The organism is Streptomyces sp. NPDC002566 (genome assembly GCF_042889585.1).
Classification (GTDB): domain Bacteria; phylum Actinomycetota; class Actinomycetes; order Streptomycetales; family Streptomycetaceae; genus Streptomyces.
Genome location: NZ_JBIARD010000001.1, coordinates 213,978 through 234,904 on the forward strand (window position 1 = coordinate 213,978; position 20,927 = coordinate 234,904).

General features: G+C 71.5%; 18 protein-coding genes. 9 read left to right on the top strand and 9 right to left on the bottom strand.

All coding sequences use genetic code 11. The features are described 5' to 3' along the window. Positions 1 to 159 precede the first annotated feature (159 nt). The gene (locus ACFYXA_RS00820) at positions 160 to 606 is read left to right on the top strand and encodes a DUF6299 family protein (RefSeq protein ID WP_389027155.1); all 447 of its coding nucleotides are present in this window, start codon (positions 160 to 162) and stop codon (positions 604 to 606) included. Positions 607 to 707: 101 nt separating this feature from the next. Here the strand turns inward: ACFYXA_RS00820 and ACFYXA_RS00825 are convergent, their stop codons facing one another. The 5 genes from ACFYXA_RS00825 to ACFYXA_RS00845 all read right to left on the bottom strand — a co-directional run bounded on the left by ACFYXA_RS00825 (position 708) and on the right by ACFYXA_RS00845 (position 4,144). Continuing rightward, the gene (locus ACFYXA_RS00825) at positions 708 to 1,166 is read right to left on the bottom strand and encodes a M23 family metallopeptidase (protein WP_389027157.1); all 459 of its coding nucleotides are present in this window, start codon (positions 1,164 to 1,166) and stop codon (positions 708 to 710) included. Then, positions 1,142 to 1,438, bottom strand: a complete 297-nt coding sequence (locus ACFYXA_RS00830; protein WP_389027159.1) for a hypothetical protein — start codon at positions 1,436 to 1,438, stop codon at positions 1,142 to 1,144. The genes ACFYXA_RS00825 and ACFYXA_RS00830 overlap by 25 nt, the downstream gene beginning before the upstream one ends. 125 nt (positions 1,439 to 1,563) lie before the next feature. Continuing rightward, entirely contained in the window at positions 1,564 to 2,487 is a 924-nt protein-coding gene (locus ACFYXA_RS00835) for a C40 family peptidase (RefSeq protein WP_389027161.1), read from the bottom strand. 208 nt (positions 2,488 to 2,695) lie between these two features. Next, positions 2,696 to 3,211: an RNA polymerase sigma factor gene (locus ACFYXA_RS00840; RefSeq protein ID WP_389028979.1), complete on the bottom strand. Its 516-nt coding sequence runs from the start codon at positions 3,209 to 3,211 to the stop codon at positions 2,696 to 2,698. Positions 3,212 to 3,493: 282 nt separating this feature from the next. Further along, a complete protein-coding gene (locus ACFYXA_RS00845; protein WP_389027163.1) occupies positions 3,494 to 4,144 on the bottom strand; it encodes a M15 family metallopeptidase in 651 nt (216 codons plus the stop codon). Between the two features lie 360 nt (positions 4,145 to 4,504). On the opposite strand from ACFYXA_RS00845, the gene ACFYXA_RS00850 reads away from it, so the two are divergent. The 3 genes from ACFYXA_RS00850 to ACFYXA_RS00860 all read left to right on the top strand — a co-directional run bounded on the left by ACFYXA_RS00850 (position 4,505) and on the right by ACFYXA_RS00860 (position 8,836). Then, positions 4,505 to 7,732 (top strand): BTAD domain-containing putative transcriptional regulator, encoded by a 3,228-nt coding sequence (locus tag ACFYXA_RS00850; RefSeq protein WP_389027165.1) that lies wholly within the window; start codon positions 4,505 to 4,507, stop codon positions 7,730 to 7,732. A 114-nt stretch (positions 7,733 to 7,846) separates the two neighbouring features. Beyond that, the gene (locus tag ACFYXA_RS00855; RefSeq protein WP_389027166.1) at positions 7,847 to 8,359 is read left to right on the top strand and encodes a hypothetical protein; all 513 of its coding nucleotides are present in this window, start codon (positions 7,847 to 7,849) and stop codon (positions 8,357 to 8,359) included. Between the two features lie 57 nt (positions 8,360 to 8,416). Next, positions 8,417 to 8,836: a peptidase M23 gene (locus ACFYXA_RS00860; protein WP_352245919.1), complete on the top strand. Its 420-nt coding sequence runs from the start codon at positions 8,417 to 8,419 to the stop codon at positions 8,834 to 8,836. Between the two features lie 98 nt (positions 8,837 to 8,934). Here the strand turns inward: ACFYXA_RS00860 and ACFYXA_RS00865 are convergent, their stop codons facing one another. From ACFYXA_RS00865 to ACFYXA_RS00875, 3 genes are all read right to left on the bottom strand, one after another. Continuing rightward, a complete protein-coding gene (locus tag ACFYXA_RS00865; protein WP_389027168.1) occupies positions 8,935 to 10,464 on the bottom strand; it encodes a helix-turn-helix domain-containing protein in 1,530 nt (509 codons plus the stop codon). A gap of 65 nt (positions 10,465 to 10,529) precedes the next feature. Continuing rightward, entirely contained in the window at positions 10,530 to 10,730 is a 201-nt protein-coding gene (locus ACFYXA_RS00870; protein WP_352245921.1) for a DUF4236 domain-containing protein, read from the bottom strand. Between the two features lie 123 nt (positions 10,731 to 10,853). Beyond that, on the bottom strand, positions 10,854 to 11,798 hold the full coding sequence (locus ACFYXA_RS00875; RefSeq protein WP_352245922.1) for a GNAT family N-acetyltransferase: 945 nt from the start codon (positions 11,796 to 11,798) through the stop codon (positions 10,854 to 10,856). A gap of 431 nt (positions 11,799 to 12,229) precedes the next feature. Here ACFYXA_RS00875 and ACFYXA_RS00880 point away from each other — a divergent pair, with 431 nt between their 5' ends. The 3 genes from ACFYXA_RS00880 (at position 12,230) to ACFYXA_RS00890 (ending at position 17,624) form a co-directional block, all read left to right on the top strand. Then, on the top strand, positions 12,230 to 15,028 hold the full coding sequence (locus tag ACFYXA_RS00880) for an aconitate hydratase (protein ID WP_389027171.1): 2,799 nt from the start codon (positions 12,230 to 12,232) through the stop codon (positions 15,026 to 15,028). 165 nt (positions 15,029 to 15,193) lie between these two features. After that, entirely contained in the window at positions 15,194 to 15,553 is a 360-nt protein-coding gene (locus ACFYXA_RS00885) for a hypothetical protein (RefSeq protein WP_389027173.1), read from the top strand. 994 nt (positions 15,554 to 16,547) lie between these two features. Continuing rightward, the gene (locus ACFYXA_RS00890; RefSeq protein WP_389027175.1) at positions 16,548 to 17,624 is read left to right on the top strand and encodes a lytic polysaccharide monooxygenase; all 1,077 of its coding nucleotides are present in this window, start codon (positions 16,548 to 16,550) and stop codon (positions 17,622 to 17,624) included. A 137-nt stretch (positions 17,625 to 17,761) separates the two neighbouring features. On the opposite strand, the gene ACFYXA_RS00895 is transcribed toward ACFYXA_RS00890, so the two are convergent. Continuing rightward, on the bottom strand, positions 17,762 to 18,766 hold the full coding sequence (locus ACFYXA_RS00895; protein WP_389027177.1) for an acetylxylan esterase: 1,005 nt from the start codon (positions 18,764 to 18,766) through the stop codon (positions 17,762 to 17,764). Between the two features lie 281 nt (positions 18,767 to 19,047). Between ACFYXA_RS00895 and ACFYXA_RS00900 the strand changes: the two genes are divergently transcribed. Together ACFYXA_RS00900 and ACFYXA_RS00905 are read left to right on the top strand one after the other, a co-directional pair. After that, positions 19,048 to 20,037 (top strand): ABC transporter permease, encoded by a 990-nt coding sequence (locus tag ACFYXA_RS00900; protein ID WP_389027179.1) that lies wholly within the window; start codon positions 19,048 to 19,050, stop codon positions 20,035 to 20,037. Further along, positions 20,031 to 20,912: a carbohydrate ABC transporter permease gene (locus ACFYXA_RS00905; protein WP_389027181.1), complete on the top strand. Its 882-nt coding sequence runs from the start codon at positions 20,031 to 20,033 to the stop codon at positions 20,910 to 20,912. The genes ACFYXA_RS00900 and ACFYXA_RS00905 overlap by 7 nt, the downstream gene beginning before the upstream one ends. The last annotated feature ends 15 nt before the right edge of the window (positions 20,913 to 20,927 follow it).

The window sequence follows — 20,927 nt, forward strand, 5'->3', positions numbered from 1 at the left end:
GACGCCGCCGCCGAATGTGACAGCACCGGGACGGCTCCACGACCGTATGCCGACGCCCGGTGCGGACTCGCCACCGAAGGGGTGACGGTCACCGGCGGGAGGGCGGCCGCCCGGTACCAGTGGAAACCGTCTGAGGTTCCTCACCCCCGGAGGTCATCCATGTCGTTGCGTCCCGCCCTCACCGCGGCCGTCGGCGCCGCTCTGCTCCTGCTGGCCGTCCCGGCCGCGTCCGCCGCCGACCCGGCCCCGGCCGCGGCCGCGGCCGCGGAGACCGTCACCGTCGACCCGGCCGGCAGCATCGCGGCGGACGGCACCGTCACCCTCTCCGGCACCTACCGCTGCGTGGACAGCACCGGCCCGGTGTTCGTCGCCTCCTCCATCGGCCAGGACTCCTCGACGGTGCGGTACGGCATCGGCGGCAGCCGCGCCGTGTGCGACGGCGTCGAGCACCGCTGGGTGAACACCGGCAAGCCCATGCCGGGCTCGCTCAAGGCCGGCGCCGCCCGGGTCGAGGCGACGGTCCTGGAACTTCGCCCCCAGGGCCTGCTGCCCCTGCCCGAGTTCCATGCCAACCAGGAGCAGGACGTCACGCTGGTCCAGCGCTGAACGAGCGAACACGCGCCGGGGGCGCCGCGCCGGCCCGACGGACCGTCGCGACGCCCCTCACGTGGTTCACGGGCACGCGGTGCAGTGCCCGGGGTGTGCGGTCAGCACTCCCTCACGCCGGGCAGCCAGGCGGCCGGGTCGTCGATGTAGATGTTGGTGATGTAACCGCCGAGCGCCGGGATGTAGGACCAGGCGTCGTTGCTGTACCCCTCGGCGTTGACCAGGTCGCCGTGCTTCTGGCACTCCACGTACACCGGCGTCGGCCCGGTCAGGGTGCGCACGACCGCCGCGTTCAGCCGCGCCTCCTGCCGCACCCGCACCGAGGTGCCCCAGGTGGTGAAGTTGGTCCCCGGCTGACCCCCGCCGCCACCCGGGGTGCACGGCAGGTTCACGCCGCGCGCCGCCAGGTACGGCACCGGGTCCATGCCACGGGTGCTGGACGTGGACGCGTGCGCCTCGAAGTGCAGGTGGTTGCCGGAGGAGTCGCCCTCGGAGCCCATCCGGGCGATCAACTGACCGCTGCTCACCCGCTGGTTCACGGAGACGAGCCGCTCGTACATGTGGCCGTACTCGGTGACGGTTCCGTCGCCGTGCCGGATCCGGTCGAATGGATGGGCGTGCCGCGGTTGTTGGCGATGTCGACGCCGTCGTGGCCGGAGTGCCACCACTGGGTCACGGTGCCGGCGGCCGGACAGGAGCCGGCCTCGGCGGGCCTGGCGGGCGGGGCGGCGTCGGCCGCGCCCGCCGTGAGCGGGACCAGCCCGGCCGCGGCGAGCGCGGCGGCGAACAGGCCGAAGGCCTTGGTGCGGTTGGTGCGGGTGAGTACGCGCATGGCGGTTCTTCTCCGTACGTGCGTGATCGGGACGTGCGTGGTGATCGGGACGTGCGTGGTGATCGGGACGTGCGTGATCGGGACGTGGGTGACCGGCCGGCGACGGGTCACCGGGCGGGCCGGGCTCAGCAGTTGGGGACGCCGGGCAGCCAGGCAGCCGGGTCGTCGATGTAGATGTTCGAGATCCAGGCGTTGTACTTCGGCAGGTAGGACCAGGCGTCGTTGACGTATCCCTCGGCCCTGACCACCTCCCCGTGCGTCTGGCACAGGACGTCGACCGCGGTGGGCCGGGGCAGCGTGCCGACCGGGGGCCTGGCGGTGCCGGGGTCCGGGCGCAGGCTCACGTCGGTGCCCCAGGTCATGAACCGCTTCGTGTTCGCCGGCGGTTGTTCGCCACCCCCGACGATGCGCAGGGCGCCCGCGTACTGGGCGTTCATCCGCACGTCGCTGACCATCACCAGCGTGCCGGACTCCCGCGCCTCGACCATCTTGCCGTTGCCGAGGTAGACGGCGATGTGGTGCACGCTGTTGAGGTTCGACGGGTTCGTCCCCCACAGCAGCAGGTCGCCCGGCTGCAGCGGGGCGAGGCCGTCGGCCCGCGAGAACCGGGCCGTGGCGCCGCTCCACTGGGCCTGGTTCCACGACCCCTCGGGCAGGCTGATCCCGGCGCCCTGCCATGCCGCGTACTGCACGAGGTGCGAGCAGTCGAAGCCCCTCACCTGGCTGTCGTGGGCGCCGGGGCCGCCGCCCGGGTAGTCCTGGCCGTACGTCGGCCCGTGGATGGAGCCGCCGCCCCAGGAGTACGGCACCCCGATCTGGGAGCACGCGGCGTTGACGATCGCCTGCGCCTGCGCCGGCGCGCCGGTCAGCGCACGGCAGTCGGCGGCGGCCGCGGAGGCGGTGGACGCCGCGGGCACGCCGGCCGGGGCGGCGTACGCCGTGCCGGTGCAGGCCAGTGCGGTGGCGAGGAGCAGCCCGCCGGCGGACGCGACGGTGCGGTGGGTTCGGTGGGTTCGGTGGGTTCGCTGAGTGCGGTGTGCACGGCGCATGGTGGGGTCCCCCTGGTTCATGTGGCGCTGTGGCGGGTGATCAGCGAGACGACTGGATCACCGGGTCAACGGACGAGGTGGGTGGATGGTGAGGCCCGCGGACGGGTGAGACGGCTGGTCGGTCCGCCTCAGGCGCATGCCGCCTACGCGGCTTTCGCACCTCTCGCAGCTGCCACGGGCTTCGCAGCTTTCATGGGCTTCGTGGCTTTCATGGCTTTCGTCGTGGAGACGGTTGTGGCGCCGGTTTCGTATGCGCGGCGCGCATTTTGGCGAGCCCGCGCATGCGGTTGCGCTGGACGGTGCCGCGGTGCGCGCCGAGCCGCTCGCCCGCCATGTCGTGGGTCAGCCCCTCGATGTCGACGAGGATCACGGCGGCCGCCTCCTTGGGGGACAGCCCGCTCAGCAGGGAAGCGGCCGCCGACTCCGCCTCCCTGGTCGCGAAGCCGCCGTCCCAGCCCCGTTCGGGCAGCCGGTCGGTGCAGTGCTCACGGCGTGCGGGATGCCGCCAGGAGTCGCGCAGCAGGTTCAGCGCCGCCGCACACGTGTAGGCGTACGGCTGCTGCTGACGCGCCAGGGTGCGGGCGCGAGCCCGGTGGGAGAGTCGGACGTACGTCTCCTGGAGCAGGTCGTCGGCGTCGTGCGGGTCGCCCGTCAGCGCCAGCAGCCGGCGCCGCAGTCTCGGCATCACCGCCGTGAACGCCTCGTCGAACTCGGCCGCGGTCATGTGGTCGGCGCGGCCGGCCTCCACCGCGGTAGGTGAGGCGGCCGCGGCTCCGGCGGTGGGCGTGTCGGTCGTGGTCGTCGTCGGCGGCGGGTCGGAGATGGTCTGCACGGTGTTCCCCCGGGTCTGTCTCACGGTGCGGTGCGGTGGTGCGGGCTGCGGTGAGGTGCTGTGCGGTGGTGCGGGCTGCGGTGAGGTGCTGTGCGGTGGTGCGGGCTGCGGTGAGGTGCTGTGCGGTGATGCGGGCTGCGGTGAGGCGCTGTGCGGTCGGGTGCGTGACGTTCGCTACCGGTCGGCGGGCCCGTACTCGGCGGCGGGCGCGGTGGTCAGCAGCGCCCAGTACCGGTCGCCGTACGACCAGTGCCACCACTCGGTCGGGTAGTTGACGAAGCCCGCCGCCGTCATCGCCCGGTGCAGCAGCAGCCGGTTGGCCCGTGCCTCGGCGTCGATGTTGGTCGCGGCGGTGCGGCAGCCGCCCTCGCTCTCCTCCGGCGTGGCGTTGACCTCGGTGCCGAGGGGGAGTTCCCTGCCGTCCTCGGTGCACAGGGTCAGATCCACCGCGCCGCCGCTGACGTGGGGCGCGACCTCCGGGGGCGAGATGTAGGCGCTGGCCAGCTCACGGATGCGGGCCGGTGAGGCGTCGGGGTGGGCGCGGCGCAGCGTGGCCGAGTAGGCGTCGAAGTAGCTGCGCTGCAACGCCGGCGGGCGGAACCCCTCGACCAGGAGCAGGCGTACGCCCTTGGGCAACGCGCCCTGGGCGAGCAGCAGCCGGCGCAGGACGTCGGCCCGGACGTGCGCGTACGAACCGTCGGCGTCGGCCTTGCGGGCGTCGACGCGCAGTACGGCCGAGTCGCGGGCGTCGACCAGTCGTTCGCCGTTGTCGACCACGGGGGTCTCGGCCACGCGCCGGTCCGAGAGCAGGATGAGTTCTGTCACGCACACAGCGTCTGAAGGGCCTCTGCAGAACACCTGCAGCGCACCTGTACGCCGTCTGCAGAAGCCCTGCAGAAAGCCTGCAGAACCTCTGCAGACGGCATGAGAATCCGCCGCGCCGGTATGCGCGTAATACGGCCGGTCCCTCATACGGGCGCCCCGCCTACAGCGTCTTCCGTTCGACATCGGACAGTCGCCACTTCGCATGAGGAGGTAATCCCACCGGGTCCCCGTCGAATTCCGGCCAAGTGACGTTCACGCCGGTCCGCCGTGTGAAAAAGGGCGGTCCGGCATGAGGCATGCCCGCCGTCGGCCGCCGGTATCTTGTCCCCGACTGCGGGAACGCGAAATCGGGGGATCACGGTGGACGTTCGCCTTCTGGGCCCTGTCGAGGTATGGAGCGAAGGAAAGCGGATTCCGCTCAACGGCGGTAAACCGACGGCCATACTGGCCGCTCTCGTCATTCATCCGGGTGAAGTTCTCTCCGCCGGGCGCCTGGTCGACCTGGTGTGGGAGGAGGAGCCGCCCGCCACCGCACGGGCGCTCGTCGCCACCCATGTGTCAGGCCTGCGCCGCGCCCTGGCCGGCACCGAGGGCGACGGCGTGATCGGCACCCGTTCGCCGGGATACGTCGCCGACCTGCCGCCCGCCGCCGTCGACGCCCGGCGCTTCGAACAGGCCTGCGCCGCCGGACGCCGGGCGGCGCTCGACGGCCGGCCCGAGGACGCCGTCGACACCCTGGAGGAGGGCCTGCGGCTGTGGCGCGGCCAGGACGCCCTCGAAGGCCTGGGCCAGTCCTTCGCCCGCGTCGAGGCCATGCGTCTGCGTGAACTGCGGCTGGAGGCAAAGGAGTTCCGATTCGCCGCCGAGCTGGACCTGAACCGCGGCACCGACCTCGTCGCCGAACTCGTCGCCCATGTCGCCGCCAACCCCCTGCGTGAGCGGCCCCGCGGTCAGTTGATGACCGCGCTGTTCCGCGCCGGCCGCGTGGCCGACGCGCTGCGCTCCTACGAAGAGGGCCGCCGCCTCCTGCGTACCGAACTCGGCATCGATCCCGGGCCGGAACTGCGCGCCCTGCACCAGGCGTTGCTCCGAGCCGACACCGACGTGCTCGGCGCCCCGGCCCGACGGCCCGCCACGCCCGCCGCCCGCACGGCTCCCGAGCGGGCCCACAGCGCCGCCCCGCCGCACGCCCCCGGTGACGACCCTCCGTTCCCGCACCCGCGCGACGGCGCCGAACCGCCCCACGAGGACGCCGAACCACCCCGCGACACCACGGACCGACGCCCCGCGCCCTCCCAACTGCCTCCGGACGTAGCCGACTTCGCGGGGCGCTCCGAGCAGATCGCCTGGGCGACCGCCGTACTGGAACGGGTCCGAGACCCCGAGCGCACCGCACCACCCATCGGCGTCGTCTCCGGCCGCTCGGGCACCGGCAAGACCGCGCTCGCCGTGCACGTGGGCCACCGCACCGCCGCGCTCTTCCCCGACGGCCGGCTCTTCGTGGACCTGCGTGCCTCCGACCTGGAGCCCGTACGGACCGCCGACGCCCTCGCCCGGCTGCTGCGCGCCCTCGGCGTCGACCCCGACACCCCCGCCCGGGACGAGGAGGACCTCCTCGGGCTCTACCGCACCCACATCGCACGACGCCGGGTGCTGCTGATCCTCGATAACGCTGTCAACGAGGCGCTGCTGCGCCCTCTGCTGCCCCCGGGCGGCGGCTCCGCCGTGCTGGTCACCAGCCGGCGCCGGCTGGTCGCGATCGAGGGCGCCGCCCACCTCGATCTCGACGTGCCCTCCGAGGCGGAGGCCCTCGACCTGCTGGCCCGCGTGGCGGGACCGGCGCGGGCCGGAGTGGAGCCCGCGCGGGCCGCCGAGATCGTCGCCCTGTGCGGACGGCTCCCGCTCGCCGTCCGCGTCGCCGGCGCCCGCCTCGCCGCCCGCCCGCACTGGACGCCGGACCGGCTCGCCGCACGGCTGCGCGACGAGCGCCGCCGACTGGACGAACTCCAGGCCGGCGACCTGGAGGTGCGCGCGAGCCTCGGACTCGGCTACGCGGACCTCGGCGCGCAAGAGCAACGCGCCCTGCGCCGACTGGCCTTGATGGACCTGCCGGACTTCGCGGCCTGGGTCGCGGGCCCGCTCCTAGACGTCACCGCCGACGAGGCCGAGGAAGCGGTGGAGCGGCTCGTCGACTTCTACTTCGTGGAGGTGGTCCGCACCGACGAGACCGGCAGGACCCGCTACCGCATCCACGATCTCGCGCGCGAGCACGCCCGGGAACGCTGCCTGGCCGACGAGGACCGCGGCGAGCGGGAGGCGGCGGTCCGCCGGCTCGTGGACCGCTGGCTGGACATGGCCCGCAGCGCGGCGGCCCGCGGCCCCGGCGGGGCGTCGCGCCTCTTCCCGCTCACCACCGGAGCGGCACACGACGCGCTGTACGAGACGCTGAACCTGGCCTCCCGCTCGGCGTCACCCTTCGCACCAGGCCGGCAGGACCAGGGCTCCCACCCGGCCGCCGAGCCCACCGCCTGGTTCGCCGCCGAACAACGATGTCTGCTCGCGGCGGTGACCCACTGCGCGGAGCACGGCATGCTCGACGCGGCGCGGGAACTGGCCACCGCCCTCATGGCGGCCTCCGCCGCGCTCTACAACGGCTTCGACGCCTGGTCCCGCTCCCACGACGTCGCCCTGGTCGCGGCACGCCGCGGCGGCGACGTCGAGGGCGAGGCCTGGCTGTTGCAGGGCCTCGGGCAACTCCGCCTGGAACAGGACCGCTTCGACGACGCGTACGCCCTGTTCGCCGCGGCGCTGCGGCTCTTCGAGGACAGGGACGTACCGCGCGGGCGGGCGCAGACACTGGCCGGCATGGGCGCGGCCCGCCGCGAACAGGCCCGTTTCGACGAGGCGTTGACCCTGCTGACGGCGGCCCTCGCTCAGAACCGGGAGCCGGAGGACGACGCCTTCACGGCCCATGTGCTGTACGGCATGGGCTGCGTGCACCGCGACCAGGGCCGCTACGAGGAGGCGTGGGACGCCCTGTCCCGCTCCCACCGGCTGTACACGGCGGCCCGCGACCGGCACGGGGAAGCACTCACCCTGCGCGCACAGGGCCTGTGGCACCGGGCGCGGGGGGAACTGCGCGCGGCGGAGCAGCTGCTGCGCAGGTCGCTCGCCCTCTTCGAGGAGACGGGCGACGCGTATGGGGTGATGTACGCGAGCCAGTCCCTCGCCAAGGTCGAGTTCCGGCAGGGCCGGATGGCCGAGTCCCGCGAACGCCTGGACCGGTGCCTGGACCTCACCCGTGAGCGCCAGGACATGTTCGGTGAGGCCCTCGTCCTGCGGACGCTCGGCGAATGGCACCTCGCGGCGTCCGACTGGTCTTCCGCGACCGATGACCTGCGCCGAGCCATCGGCCTCTGGGAGAAGCTGGACCTCCCCCTGTGGCGCGCCCGCACCCTCCGCGACCTCGCCTCCGCCGCCCAGGGCCGGGGAGACACCGGGCCGGCACAGGAACTGAGGAAGGAAGCCCGGCGCGTCTTCCTCGAACTCGGCAGCCGCGAGGCGACCGAGGACGCCCCGGCCGGCTGAGCCCCCGCCGCCGGCGGCGCGCGGCGGCGGTCATACGGGCTCCGCCCACCGCCCGTCCCTCACACGGACAGGGCGGCGCCCGCCGCCGCTGCCGCTTCGGGGAAGGAACCCACGATGACGATGACGCACACGTCACCGGCGACGAGCGAGCACGCACGACGCGGACACGAGGGCCGCGCGGAGGACGACGGCCGGGCACGCGACCGCGGCAGGGGAGGCCTCGCCGGCAGGGCGCTCAGGACGCTCGCCGGCCTGCTGGCGGTCGTCGCGTCGCTCCTCGTCGTCGGCGCGCAGCCGGCCGCCGCGCACCCGCCCACCGGGTCCGTGTACGTGTGGGCCAGCGACGTACGGGTGCGCTCGTGCCAGAGCACCTCCTGCTCCCTCGCGACCGACGAGGTGCTCACCAGGGTCAGGGTCCAGGCGTACTGCCAGGTCGGCAACGGCGCGGCCGGCCGCGTGACCGACGGCCCGTACACCAACACCTACTGGGTGCAGGTCATCACGCCGGGCCGGACACTGGGCTGGATCTCGGCGGTCTACGTCAGCGGCGGCTCCAACAACTCCCCGGTGCCCGGCGCCCCGGTCGACGGCCCCTCGGACCCCACCATCGACTGCGAGTACGTCTAGCCCTTCCGGCAGACCACGCTCCCCGCACCCGTCGCGCACCCCGGACCACGGAGGCCCATGAACACGAGAAGCCTGACCAGGGTGGCGGCCACGGCCGCCGCCCTGGCCGCCACCGTCCTGATCGCGTCGCCGACCGCGGCCTCCGCGGCCCCCGCGACACCGCGACCCGCACCCGCCCGCGCGGCCCTGACCTCCGTCTACATCTGGGCCACCGGCGTCAACGTCCGCCATGACGGGGCCGACGCGGACTGCGTCTTCTACCCGTCGCGGGGGACCTGCCCGACCGTCGTCGCCACCGTCTCGCGCACCACGGCACAGGCTCACTGCCAGCGCGAGGGCGAGACCATCCGCGACAGCGGTTACAGCAACCGCTGGTGGACCCTGCTCGAACTGGCCGACGGCAGGGTCGGCTGGGTCAACAACATCTACATCCAGGGCGGCGAGAAGATCGCCGGCGTGCCCGACTGCTCCTGGTGAGCCGAACGCGACGACGACCGTGAGCCTCCGCCGCGCGCGGTGGCTCACGGCCGCGTTCGTCCCGCTGCTCATGACAAGGGAGTCAGGGGGGCGGCGGCTCAGATGTCCCGGAACGTCTCGATCTGGGCGCCGATCGTGTTCAGCCGCTCCGCCAGGTCCTCGTAACCGCGGTTGATGACGTACACGTTGCGCAGGACGGACGTGCCCTCGGCCGCCATCATCGCCAGCAGGACGACCACCGCGGGGCGCAGCGCGGGCGGGCACATCATCTCGGCGGCGCGCCAGCGGGTGGGGCCCTCGACCAGGACGCGGTGCGGGTCCAGCAACTGGAGCCGTCCGCCCAGGCGGTTGAGGTCGGTGAGGTAGATCGCGCGGTTGTCGTAGACCCAGTCGTGGATGAGGGTCTTGCCCTGGGCGACGGCCGCGATGGCCGCGAAGAAGGGGACGTTGTCGATGTTCAGACCGGGGAACGGCATCGGGTGGATCTTGTCGATCGGCGCCTCCAGCTTGGAGGGCCGCACGGTGAGGTCCACCAGGCGGGTGCGGCCGTTGTCGGCCGGGTACTCCGGGGTGCGGTCGTGGTCGAGCCCCATTTCCTCCAGGACGGCCAGCTCGATCTCCAGGAACTCGATCGGCACCCGGCGCACTGTCAGCTCCGATTCGGTGACGACGGCGGCGGCCAGCAGGCTCATCGCCTCGACCGGGTCCTCGGAGGGGGAGTAGTCGACGTCGACGTCGATGTCCGGAACGCCGTGCACGGTGAGCGTGGTCGTGCCGATGCCCTCGACCTTGACGCCGAGCGCCTCCAGGAAGAAGCACAGGTCCTGGACCATGTAGTTGGAGGAGGCGTTGCGGATGACGGTCACGCCGGCGTGCCGGGCGGCGGCCAGCAGCGCGTTCTCCGTCACGGTGTCGCCGCGCTCGGTCAGCACGATCGGCCGGTCCGGGCGGGCCGTCCGGTCGACCTGGGCGTGGTACTGCCCCTCCGTCGCGGCGATGTCCAGCCCGAACCGGCGCAGCGCGATCATGTGCGGCTCGATGGTCCGCGTCCCGAGGTCGCAGCCGCCGGCGTACGGCAGCTTGAAGTGGTCCATACGGTGCAGCAGCGGGCCGAAGAACATGATGATCGACCGGGTGCGCACGGCGGCCTCGGCGTCGATCGCGTCCATGTCCAGCCGGGCCGGCGGGACGATCTCCAGGTCCACGCCGTCGTTGATCCACCGCGTGCGCACGCCGATGGAGTTGAGCACCTCCAGGAGGCGGTAGACCTCCTCGATGCGGGCCACCCGCCGCAGTACCGTGCGTCCCCGGTTGAGCAGGGAGGCGCAGAGCAGGGCGACGCAGGCGTTTTTGCTGGTCTTCACGTCGATGGCGCCGGACAGCCGCCGGCGCCCCACGACGCGCAGATGCATCGGTCCCGCATAGCCCAGAGAGACGATTTCGCTGTCCAGCGCCTCGCCGATTCGAGCGATCATCTCAAGGCTGATGTTCTGGTTTCCGCGCTCGATACGGTTGACGGCGCTCTGGCTGGTTCCTAGCGCCTCGGCCAGCTGTGCCTGAGTCCAGCCCCGGTGCTGACGGGCGTCACGGATGAGCTTGCCGATGCGTACGAGGTAGTCGTCTGCCATGAGGCTGAGGTTATCTCAGATATGAGATTGCGCCTCACCGAGGGGGCCGTTCGGGTGAGGACCCGTCAGCGTCGCTTGGCGGTACGGGTGCGACGCCAGCCGAAGGGGCCGGGCAGGTCCATGGAGGTCGTACGGCGGCCGGTGCTGCTGTGGGTGTGCCGGGGGCCGTGCGAGCCGCCGCCGGTGGTGATGGACCAGGAGTGCCGGTTGATGTTCAGGCGCACACCGGGCAGGATCCGGAAACTCTTGCGGAACGTGAGGGCCATCGGGCCTCCTTCGTCGGGTCGTGCAGCGGAAAGCGTTCTCCGCCGTCGTCTACCCCCGCCCCGCGCTGTCATGGCCACGCGGCCTCAGGCGTAGGCGTTCGAGGCGCCCCGCCCGGTGCCCGGTCAGCTCCAGGTCATGTTGATCTCACCGCCGAAGCCGACGTACCCGGCGCGCCGGAAGGCGTTCGCCATCGGGACGTTGCCGAGGTCGGTGGACGCGCGGACGCGGGGGACGTCCTGTTCGGCGAGGATGCGGGTGCCCTCGGCGAGAAGGTCGTCGACGTAGCCGTTGCCGCGGTGCGCGGGTAGGACCGCGATGTAGGCGATGATCGCGTTGTAGCCGTTGTGGGCGGGGAGGACGAACCCCACCGGCTCTCCGTAGGGCAGCGTCGCGATCCGCCACCAGTCTCGTGGACTGGTGTAGCGCGCGAGTTCGTCCTCGTAGTGCTTGAGAGCCGCGTCCTGAGCGGACATCCGGGTCAGATCGTCACAGCCGTGTGCGTCGAGGGTGCCGTCCAGGGCCAGGGTCATCAAGGCGACGAGCTCCCCGGTGTCAGGGGCCGGCCGGAACGCAAGGCGCTCGGTGTGTGTGGGCACCGGCGATTCCGGACGCCACTCCAGCCGCAGCCGTTCGACGAAGAGTCGGGCGCCGGCCCTCTCCAGTACCGCCATGCGGTCCTCGACGGCCTGTCTGGTCGCCGCGTTCGCGCGCCAGTCCGGCGGGACGAGACGGCTGTATTCCGGGGGACGCGATCCGTGCGGAAGGGTGGCGGCCATCGCGGTGTGCAGGAGTCGCGCCGCGATGTCCGCATGATCGGAACGCGCGCCGTGGTCGTCGATGTCGAGGACGTCCAGGATGAGGGGTGTGCCGCTGCCCGCCCGACCCCACCAGGCGACTCTGGCCAGCAGGCGGTCGCCGCGCAGGGCCATCCACATCCATTCCGGGCGTCGGCGGCCGGCGGCCAGGTCGTCCGCCAGTTCCGCGTCGAGGACGTAGGGCAGTCGGGAGAAGAGGTCGAGTTCTTCGCGTCCCTTGATGGGACGCAGGGTCACGCTGTCGTGTTCCACGTTCAGGCACGCTCCGGTGAAGGCGCCCGTCCGCTCCGGGGTCAGACGCGATCCGCGCCCCGGAAGGACGTGAGCGCGGTGATCATGCGGATCATCGGCTTGTCCCTCCTCTCGCTGCCGTTGCCCGCCGCCCTTGCGGCGGAGGCTCGGTCGCAACGTCTATCCGACCCCGTCCCCGGTGCGCAATCCCTTTAGGAAGGACCGGGACTCCCCGGGGTCACCGGGGCGGGACGCCGGGCCCGGGCATGACCAATCAGCCCTCATGTACTAGAGTTATCTCGACATCGAGATATCTGCCGAGGCGCACCGCAGTCGCACGCATCCCGGTCTGGCAGTAAGGGTTACCTAACTTAGCCTGACCTCAGCGGATCGGACAAGCTCGCGTGGCGGCAGGATGCGGTGGTACGCGCACATCAATGAAGGAGACTGTCGTGTCGGCGAACAGCTTCGACGCCCGCAGCACGCTGCAGGTGGGCGACGAGTCGTACGAGATCTTCCGGCTGGACAAGGTGGAGGGCTCGGCCCGCCTGCCGTACAGCCTCAAGGTCCTGCTGGAGAACCTGCTCCGCACGGAGGACGGCGCGAACATCACCGCCGACCACATCCGCGCCCTCGGCAACTGGGACTCGCAGGCCCAGCCCTCCCAGGAGATCCAGTTCACGCCGGCCCGCGTGATCATGCAGGACTTCACCGGCGTCCCCTGTGTCGTCGACCTCGCCACCATGCGTGAGGCCGTCAAGGAGCTCGGCGGCGACCCGGCGAAGATCAACCCGCTGGCCCCGGCCGAGCTGGTCATCGACCACTCCGTCATCGCCGACAAGTTCGGCAGCCACGACGCCTTCGCGCAGAACGTGGAGCTGGAGTACGGCCGCAACAAGGAGCGCTACCAGTTCCTGCGCTGGGGCCAGACCGCCTTCGACGAGTTCAAGGTCGTCCCGCCCGGCACCGGCATCGTCCACCAGGTCAACATCGAGCACCTGGCGCGCACGGTCATGGTCCGAGGCGGCCAGGCGTACCCCGACACCCTCGTCGGCACCGACTCGCACACCACCATGGTCAACGGCCTCGGCGTCCTCGGCTGGGGCGTCGGCGGCATCGAGGCCGAGGCCGCGATGCTCGGCCAGCCGGTCTCCATGCTCATCCCGCGCGTCGTCGGCTTCAAGCTCACCGGTGAGCTCCGGCCCGGCACCACCGCCACCGACCTCGTGCTCACCATCACCGAGATGCTGCGCAAGCACGGCGTCGTCGGCAAGTTCGTCGAGTTCTACGGCGAGGGCGTCGCCGCCACCTCCCTGGCGAACCGCGCCACCATCGGCAACATGTCCCCGGAGTTCGGCTCCACCGCCGCGATCTTCCCGATCGACGACGAGACCCTGAACTACCTGAAGCTGACCGGCCGTTCCGAGCAGCAGGTCGCGCTCGTCGAGGCCTACGCCAAGGAGCAGGGCCTCTGGCTGGACCCGAAGGCCGAGCCGGACTTCTCCGAGAAGCTCGAACTGGACCTCTCGACGGTCGTCCCCTCCATCGCCGGCCCGAAGCGCCCGCAGGACCGCATCGTCCTCGCCGACGCAGCCGAGCAGTTCGCCAAGGACGTCCTCAACTACGTCGACGCGCCCGTCGCGCAGACGCCCGCCGCCGCGGCCTCCCCGGTCGACGAGGCCAGCGCCGAGTCCTTCCCGGCCTCCGACGCCCCCGCCTACGGCAGCCAGGAGAACGGCGCCGGCGCGCCGCAGCACGCCGACGGCCCCGCCTCCGCCGTCCCGTCCAACCCGGTCACCGTGACCGCCCCCGACGGCTCGACCTACGAGATCGACCACGGTGCGGTGACGGTCGCGGCCATCACCTCCTGCACCAACACCTCGAACCCGTACGTCATGGTCGCCGCCGCGCTCGTCGCGAAGAAGGCCGTGGAGAAGGGCCTGACCCGCAAGCCGTGGGTCAAGACCACCCTCGCGCCCGGCTCGAAGGTCGTCACCGACTACTTCGACAAGGCGGGCCTGACCCCGTACCTCGACAAGGTCGGCTTCAACCTCGTCGGTTACGGCTGCACCACCTGCATCGGCAACTCCGGCCCGCTGCCGGAGGAGGTCTCCAAGGCCGTCAACGACCACGACCTCGCGGTCACCTCGGTCCTCTCCGGCAACCGGAACTTCGAGGGCCGTATCAACCCCGACGTCAAGATGAACTACCTGGCGTCCCCGCCGCTGGTCGTCGCCTACGCCCTCGCCGGCTCCATGAAGGTCGACATCACGCGCGACGCCCTGGGCACCGACCAGGACGGCAACCCGGTCTTCCTCAAGGACATCTGGCCCTCCGAGGCCGAGGTCAACGACGTCGTCGCCAACGCCATCGGCGAGGACATGTTCTCCAAGTCCTACCAGGACGTCTTCGCGGGCGACGCCCAGTGGCAGGCGCTGCCGATCCCGACCGGCAACACCTTCGAGTGGGACGCCGAGTCGACCTACGTCCGCAAGCCCCCGTACTTCGAGGGCATGGCGCACGAGCCGTCCCCGGTCACCGACATCACCGGCGCGCGCGTGCTCGCCAAGCTGGGCGACTCGGTCACCACCGACCACATCTCCCCGGCCGGCGCCATCAAGGCCGACACCCCGGCCGGCAAGTACCTCACCGAGCACGGTGTGGAGCGTCGTGACTTCAACTCCTACGGCTCCCGCCGAGGCAACCACGAGGTCATGATCCGCGGCACGTTCGCCAACATCCGCCTGCGCAACCAGATCGCGCCGGGCACCGAGGGCGGCTACACCCGCGACTTCACCCAGGCCGACGCGCCGGTGGCGTTCATCTACGACGCCTCGCGCAACTACATCGAGCAGGGCATCCCGCTGGTCATCCTGGCCGGCAAGGAGTACGGCTCCGGCTCGTCCCGCGACTGGGCCGCCAAGGGCACCGCGCTGCTCGGCGTGAAGGCCGTCATCGCCGAGTCCTACGAGCGCATCCACCGCTCGAACCTGATCGGCATGGGCGTGCTGCCGCTCCAGTTCCCGGAGGGCCAGTCCGCCGAGACCCTCGGCCTGACCGGCGAGGAGACCTTCTCCTTCACCGGTGTCGAGGAGCTCAACAACGGCACCACCCCGCGCACGGTGAAGGTCATCACCGACACGGGCGTCGAGTTCGACGCGGTCGTCCGCATCGACACCCCGGGCGAGGCCGACTACTACCGCAACGGCGGCATCATGCAGTACGTGCTGCGCAGCCTGATCCGCAAGTAAGCGGCGACACCCGCCACGGCGGCCCCTGGCCGCCACAGGGCCGCACCCCCACCCCGGGGGTGCGGCCCTGCGCCGTTTCACCCCGAGGAGTGGGGGATCGCTCATTCGGATGGAAGGAGCATCGCGCCACCTGTACCTTCCTGCAGAGGAGCGAGGGGGGCCGTCATGGCGCGCGTGAAATCGGAGACGTCGGCAGACTCCATCTGGCCACCGGCCGAATTCCTGGACGCCCTGGGCAAGTTGAACGAGGGCGACAAGGGTCGTGTTCTCGATCTGATCAGGCAGCGGGTGCAGGCCGGCGAACGGGAGGACCGACGCAGGGCGTGGATCGCGGGCCTGCTCGGCTTCGCGTTCGCCGGCGTGGCCTTCTACATGGAGACCAGGGGTGACCCCTACGTCTGCCTGGGAGTCATCGCGGTGGCCGCCGTGCTGGTCTGGTGGCTGATGAGCAGACCGAACGGCGATGCCGCAAGTGGGAGGCAACTGGCGCTGGTCCGAGGCCTGTCGCAGGGCCCGCCGGTGTGAGAGGGCCGCCGACGCCGCCGCCGGGGACCCCGACGGCGACCGGGCGGCGCCGACGTCGTCTCCGACGGTGGCCGTACGACGCCGGCCCGACAGCGACCGCCCGACCTGACCCCGAGGGCGGCCGCCCGACGCCGGCCCCGCCCGCCGGCGGACGGTGCCGACTCCGACGGTGGCCGGATGATGCCGACTGGACTGCGGCCGTCCGACGCCAACTCCGACCGCGGTCGCACGACTCCACCCGCACTACGGCCGCACGAGGGCGGCCTTGACGGCTGCCGGACGGGGCCGGCTCCCAGGGCGGCCGTACGGCGCAGGGCGCGGCCGAGTCCGCCCGCCTCCGACCGCGACTGAGGTCGCACGACGGGGCTGTGATGCTGCCGGACGGGGCCGGCTCCCAGGGCGGCCGTACGGCGCAGGGCGCGGCCGAGTCCGCCCGCCTCCGACCGCGACTGAGGTCGCACGACGGCGCTGTGATGCTGCCGGACCGTGCCGAACCCGACCGCCGCTGTACAACGCCGACTTCGACGGCGGCCGTATGGCCCCGGCCCGCAGTCGACCGATGCCGGCCCCGACGGCGGCCGGACGGCGGCGGCCCCGAGGGCGGCGGAAGGCCCGGCTCTGCCTGCGGCCGTACTGCGCCGATCCTGCGGCGACCGCACACCCCCGGCTCCGGCCATGGCCACACGACGGCCCCGATCACAGCCGGCCGACGCCCGCGCTGAAGCTCCGACACCGCCCAGACAACGCCCCGGTCCACCCCCGACGGGTCGGTAGCCGCGGCAGGCGTTTACAAACTCACGCTCTGCGGTTATCTTCCGGCTCAGGTGAGGTGGGAGCGCTCCCATCCGGTGGACCGGAACCCGCCCGGGTTCGCTCCCGCTTCACGTCTCTTCCGCACCCCCACACGCACGCCCGCGTCGGCCCTCGGGCCGCGTCGTTCCACCGGCACCGCCCCCCACCCGCACGGTCCGTACACGGAAGGACGGACTCCGTCATGCGAAGTGTCATGATCATGGCCAAAAGAGGACCGGGCTTACGCGCCAGAGCCCTCCTCCTCGTCTTCGTCTCCCTCCTCGCCGCCGTCCCCGCCATCGGCCTGATCCTCAGCACCGGCGGCAGGGCCGAGGCCCACGGCACCCCCATGAAACCCGGCAGCCGCACCTTCCTGTGCTGGCAGGACGCACTGACCGACACCGGCGAGATCAAGCCCGTCAACCCGGCCTGCAAGAACGCCCAACAGGTCAGCGGCACCACGCCGTTCTACAACTGGTTCTCGGTGCTGCGCTCCGACGGCGCCGGCCGCACCCGCGGCTTCGTGCCCGACGGGCAGCTGTGCAGCGGCGGCAACACCAACTTCACCGGCTTCAACGCCGCCCGCAACGACTGGCCGCTGACCCACCTGACCGCCGGCGCGTCCGTCGACTTCTCCTACAACGCCTGGGCCGCCCACCCGGGTTGGTTCTACGTCTACGTCACCAAGGACGGCTTCGACCCGACCAGGACCCTCACCTGGAACGACATCGAGGACCGCCCCTTCCTCTCCGTCGACCACCCGCCGCTCAAGGGCAGTCCCGGCACGGTCGAGGCCAACTACAGCTGGAACGGGCGGCTTCCGGCCGGCAAGTCGGGACGCCACATCATCTACATGGTCTGGCAGCGCTCCGACAGCCAGGAGACCTTCTACTCCTGCTCCGACGTCGTCTTCGACGGCGGCAACGGCGAGGTCACCGGTATCCACGAGCCCGGCAACCCGACCGAGCCCGTCCCCGGCGCCTGCACCGCCACCCGCAGGACGACCGGCACCTGGAGCGGCGGCTACCAGTCCGAGGTGACCGTCACCAACTCCGGTGACGTGCCGATGCTCGGCTGGATGGTCGACTGGTCCCTGCCCGCCGGCCAGAAGGTCGACAGCCTGTGGAACGGCACCGCCACCTACAGCGGCCAGGCGGTGATGGTCCACAACGCGGGCTGGAACGGCTCGTTGAGTCCGGGCCAGAGCGCGACGTTCGGATACGTGGTCTCCGGAAGCGGCGGCGACAGCGCCACCGGCCTTCCCTGCCGCGTGGGTTGAGCCGTTCCGCTCGGTCCGCCCCGGCGGACGACGGAACACGGATCCGGTGGGCGGATGTGCCTCTCCGCCCACCGGATCCGCTGGTGCGGCCCGAGGACTGCCGGCGGGCCGCCGTCACCGGCGAACGGTGAGCACGCTCACTTCTCCAAAACCTCGCCCAGCCAGAGCAGTTGACGCCGCACCTGCTCCGCCTCGCCTCCCTCGTGCCCGTTGTACGGGTACGCGTGCATCTCCTTGCGGACGGCCCCGCCCGTCAGCTCCCCGTACCGGTTGAACGCCCCGTACGCCCCGCTCGGCGGGCACACCGTGTCCCGCAGCCCCGTGCCGAAGTGCGCCGGGGCGTGGGCGCGGCGCGCGAAGGAGACCCCCTCGACGTAGGAGAGGGTGCGGTACGCGGCCCGCTCGGCCCCCCGGTGAACGCCCAGGTACGCGGCGATCTCGCCGTAGGGTCCGGCGTCGGTGAGATCCAGCGCGCGGCGCACGCCGCACAGCAGCGGCGCGGTGACCAGGACGGCGGCCAGGTCGGGCACCAGGCCCGCCACGGCCAGGGCGAGGCCGCCGCCCTGGCTGTTGCCGGCGGCGACGACCCGTGTCCCGTCCACCCCCGGCAGCGCCCGCACCGCCGTCACCGCGCGCACGGCGTCCGTGATCAGACGGCGGTAGTGGTAGTCGTGCGGGGAGAGGATCCCGCGCACGGCCGGGCCGGGGCCGCCCGGTGCGGTGGCGTGCGGATCCGGGGTGCCGCCGCCGTTGCCGTACTGGTCACCCTGACCGCGGTTGTCCATCAGCAGGTGCGCACAGCCCGCGTTGACCCAGGTCAGCCGCTCATGGGGCAGACCCCGGCCGCGGCCGTAGCCGACGTACTCGACGACCGCCGGCAGGGGCTCGGCCGGCTCCTCGTCACGAGGCCGCGCGGGCCGGCTGTACCAGGCGCGCACCGGATCGCCCGCGAAGCCGCGGAACGTCACGTCCCAGGTCCGGGTCAGTCGCAGACCGGTCTCCACGGGCCGGACCGAGACCAGCGGTTCGTGCCGCCCGGCGTCCTTCAGCGTGTCGTGCCAGAACGCGTCGAAGTCGGCGGGCTCGTCGATGTCGGGACGGTGGCGCTCAAGATCGGGCAGGGGCAGGTCGAACGCGGGCACGGGCGGCACCTCGCAGGTCGTGGGCGATCGATCGTTGCGTGCGTCGTCCAGAAATTTGCGCCAGGACAGTACCACTCGACTCACCGGTCCTACCCCGCCCGACGGGGTTTCCAACGCCCGTCGGGCCCCAACCGCCCGCCGTGCAGCACCCATTGACAGCGCTTTCCGAGTGCCCTTACGTTTCCGCACAGTTACCGGTAAGGGCACGAAAGTTTCGAGGCGCGCCGTGTCGGGGCGTCCGGAGATCGAGCGTTTCTGATGACGCCCCGGGAGGCCCGAGCATGAGCACCTCCACCACATCGGCCCCACCGCCGGGCACCCGGCAGCAGCCGGCGAAGACCCGGCACGGACCGGCGGCCCCGAACGCCCGGCGCGGCTGGCGGCGTTCCCTGCGCCGGGACTGGCAGTTGTACTCGCTGGCCGTGCTGCCGCTGCTGTTCTTCCTGGTCTTCCGCTACCTGCCGATGATCGGCAACGTGATCGCCTTCCGCCGCTTCGAGCCGGGCGGTTCCATCCTGGGGGAGCGCTGGGTCGGGCTGCGCTATGTGGAGATGTTCCTGACCGACCCGACCTTCTGGCAGGTGTTCCGCAACACCCTGTGGCTCGGCACGCTCACCCTGGTCTTCTGCTTCCCGGTCCCGGTCGTGCTGGCGCTGCTGCTCAACGAGGTGCGCCGCACGGCGCTCAAACGGTTCGTGCAGACGGTGTCGTACCTGCCGCACTTCCTGTCGATCGTGATCGTCGCCGGCATCACCATGCAGATGCTGGCCACGGACGGTCCGGTCAACCACGCGCTCGGCTGGTTCGGGCACGACCCGATCCGCTTCGTGCAGGAACCGGAGTGGTTCCGCACGATCTACGTCGGCTCCGAGATCTGGCAGACCGCCGGCTGGGGCACCATCCTCTACCTCGCCGCGCTCACCACGATCGACGACGACCTCTACGAGGCAGCCCGTATCGACGGAGCCGGCCGCCTGCGGCAGATCTGGCACGTCACCCTGCCCGGCATCCGGCCCACCATGATCACGCTGCTGATCCTCAACATCGGCACGTTCATGGCGGTCGGGTTCGAGAAGATCCTGCTGCTCTACAACCCGCTGACCTACCCGACGGCCGATGTGGTCTCCACCTACCTGTACCGCGCCGGCGTGGAGTCCAACAGCTTCAGCTACGCCGCCGCGATCGGCCTGTTCGAGGCGGTCATCGGGCTGGTGCTGATCACCTCGGCGAACCAGCTGTCGCGCCGCACGGTGGGAACGAGCCTATGGTGAGCGCCGGCCGGCCGACGCGCGGCCAGCGTGCCTTCCAGGGTGTGAACGGCGTCATCCTCACCCTGGTCGTGGTGGTGACCCTCTACCCGTTCGTGAACATCGTCGCCCGCTCCCTCAGCGGCGAACGCCAGATCCGGGCCGGTGAAGTGACCCTGTGGCCCAAGGGGTTCAACCTCACCACGTACGAGATCGTCGTCCGGGACGGGGTGTTCTGGCGCAACTACGGCAACACCGTGCTGTACACGGTGCTTTCCACCGTGGTGGCCATGGTCCTGACGACCTGTTACGCCTACGTGCTGTCGAAGAAGCAGCTGCGGGGGCGCGGACTCCTCGTCGGGGTCGCGGTGTTCACCATGTTCTTCTCCGGCGGTCTCATCCCGAACTACGTGCTGATCACCAGCCTCGGCCTGAAGAACTCCGTGTGGGCGATCGCGCTGCCGAACGCGATCAGCGTCTTCAACCTGCTGGTGATGAAGGCCTTCTTCGAGAGCCTGCCGGCCGAGCTGGAGGAGGCCGCCGAGATCGACGGGCTGAGCACCTACGGCATCCTGCTCAGGATCGTGCTGCCGCTGTCCAAGGCGGTCATCGCGACGATGGTGCTGTTCTACTCGGTGTCCTTCTGGAACTCCTGGTTCTCGGCCTTCCTCTACATGGACCGCACCGACCTGATGCCGGTCACCGTCTATCTGCGCAACCTCATCGCGGGCGCCACCGGCGCCACCAACGCCGGCGCCACGACGGAACAGGGCAGCCAGGTCGCGGCGAACATCCAGGCGGTCACCATCGTGCTGACCTCCCTGCCCATCCTCAGCGTGTACCCCTTCGTCCAGCGCTACTTCGTCTCGGGCGTGATGCTCGGCGCGGTGAAGGGCTGAGCGCCACCGAGGGCT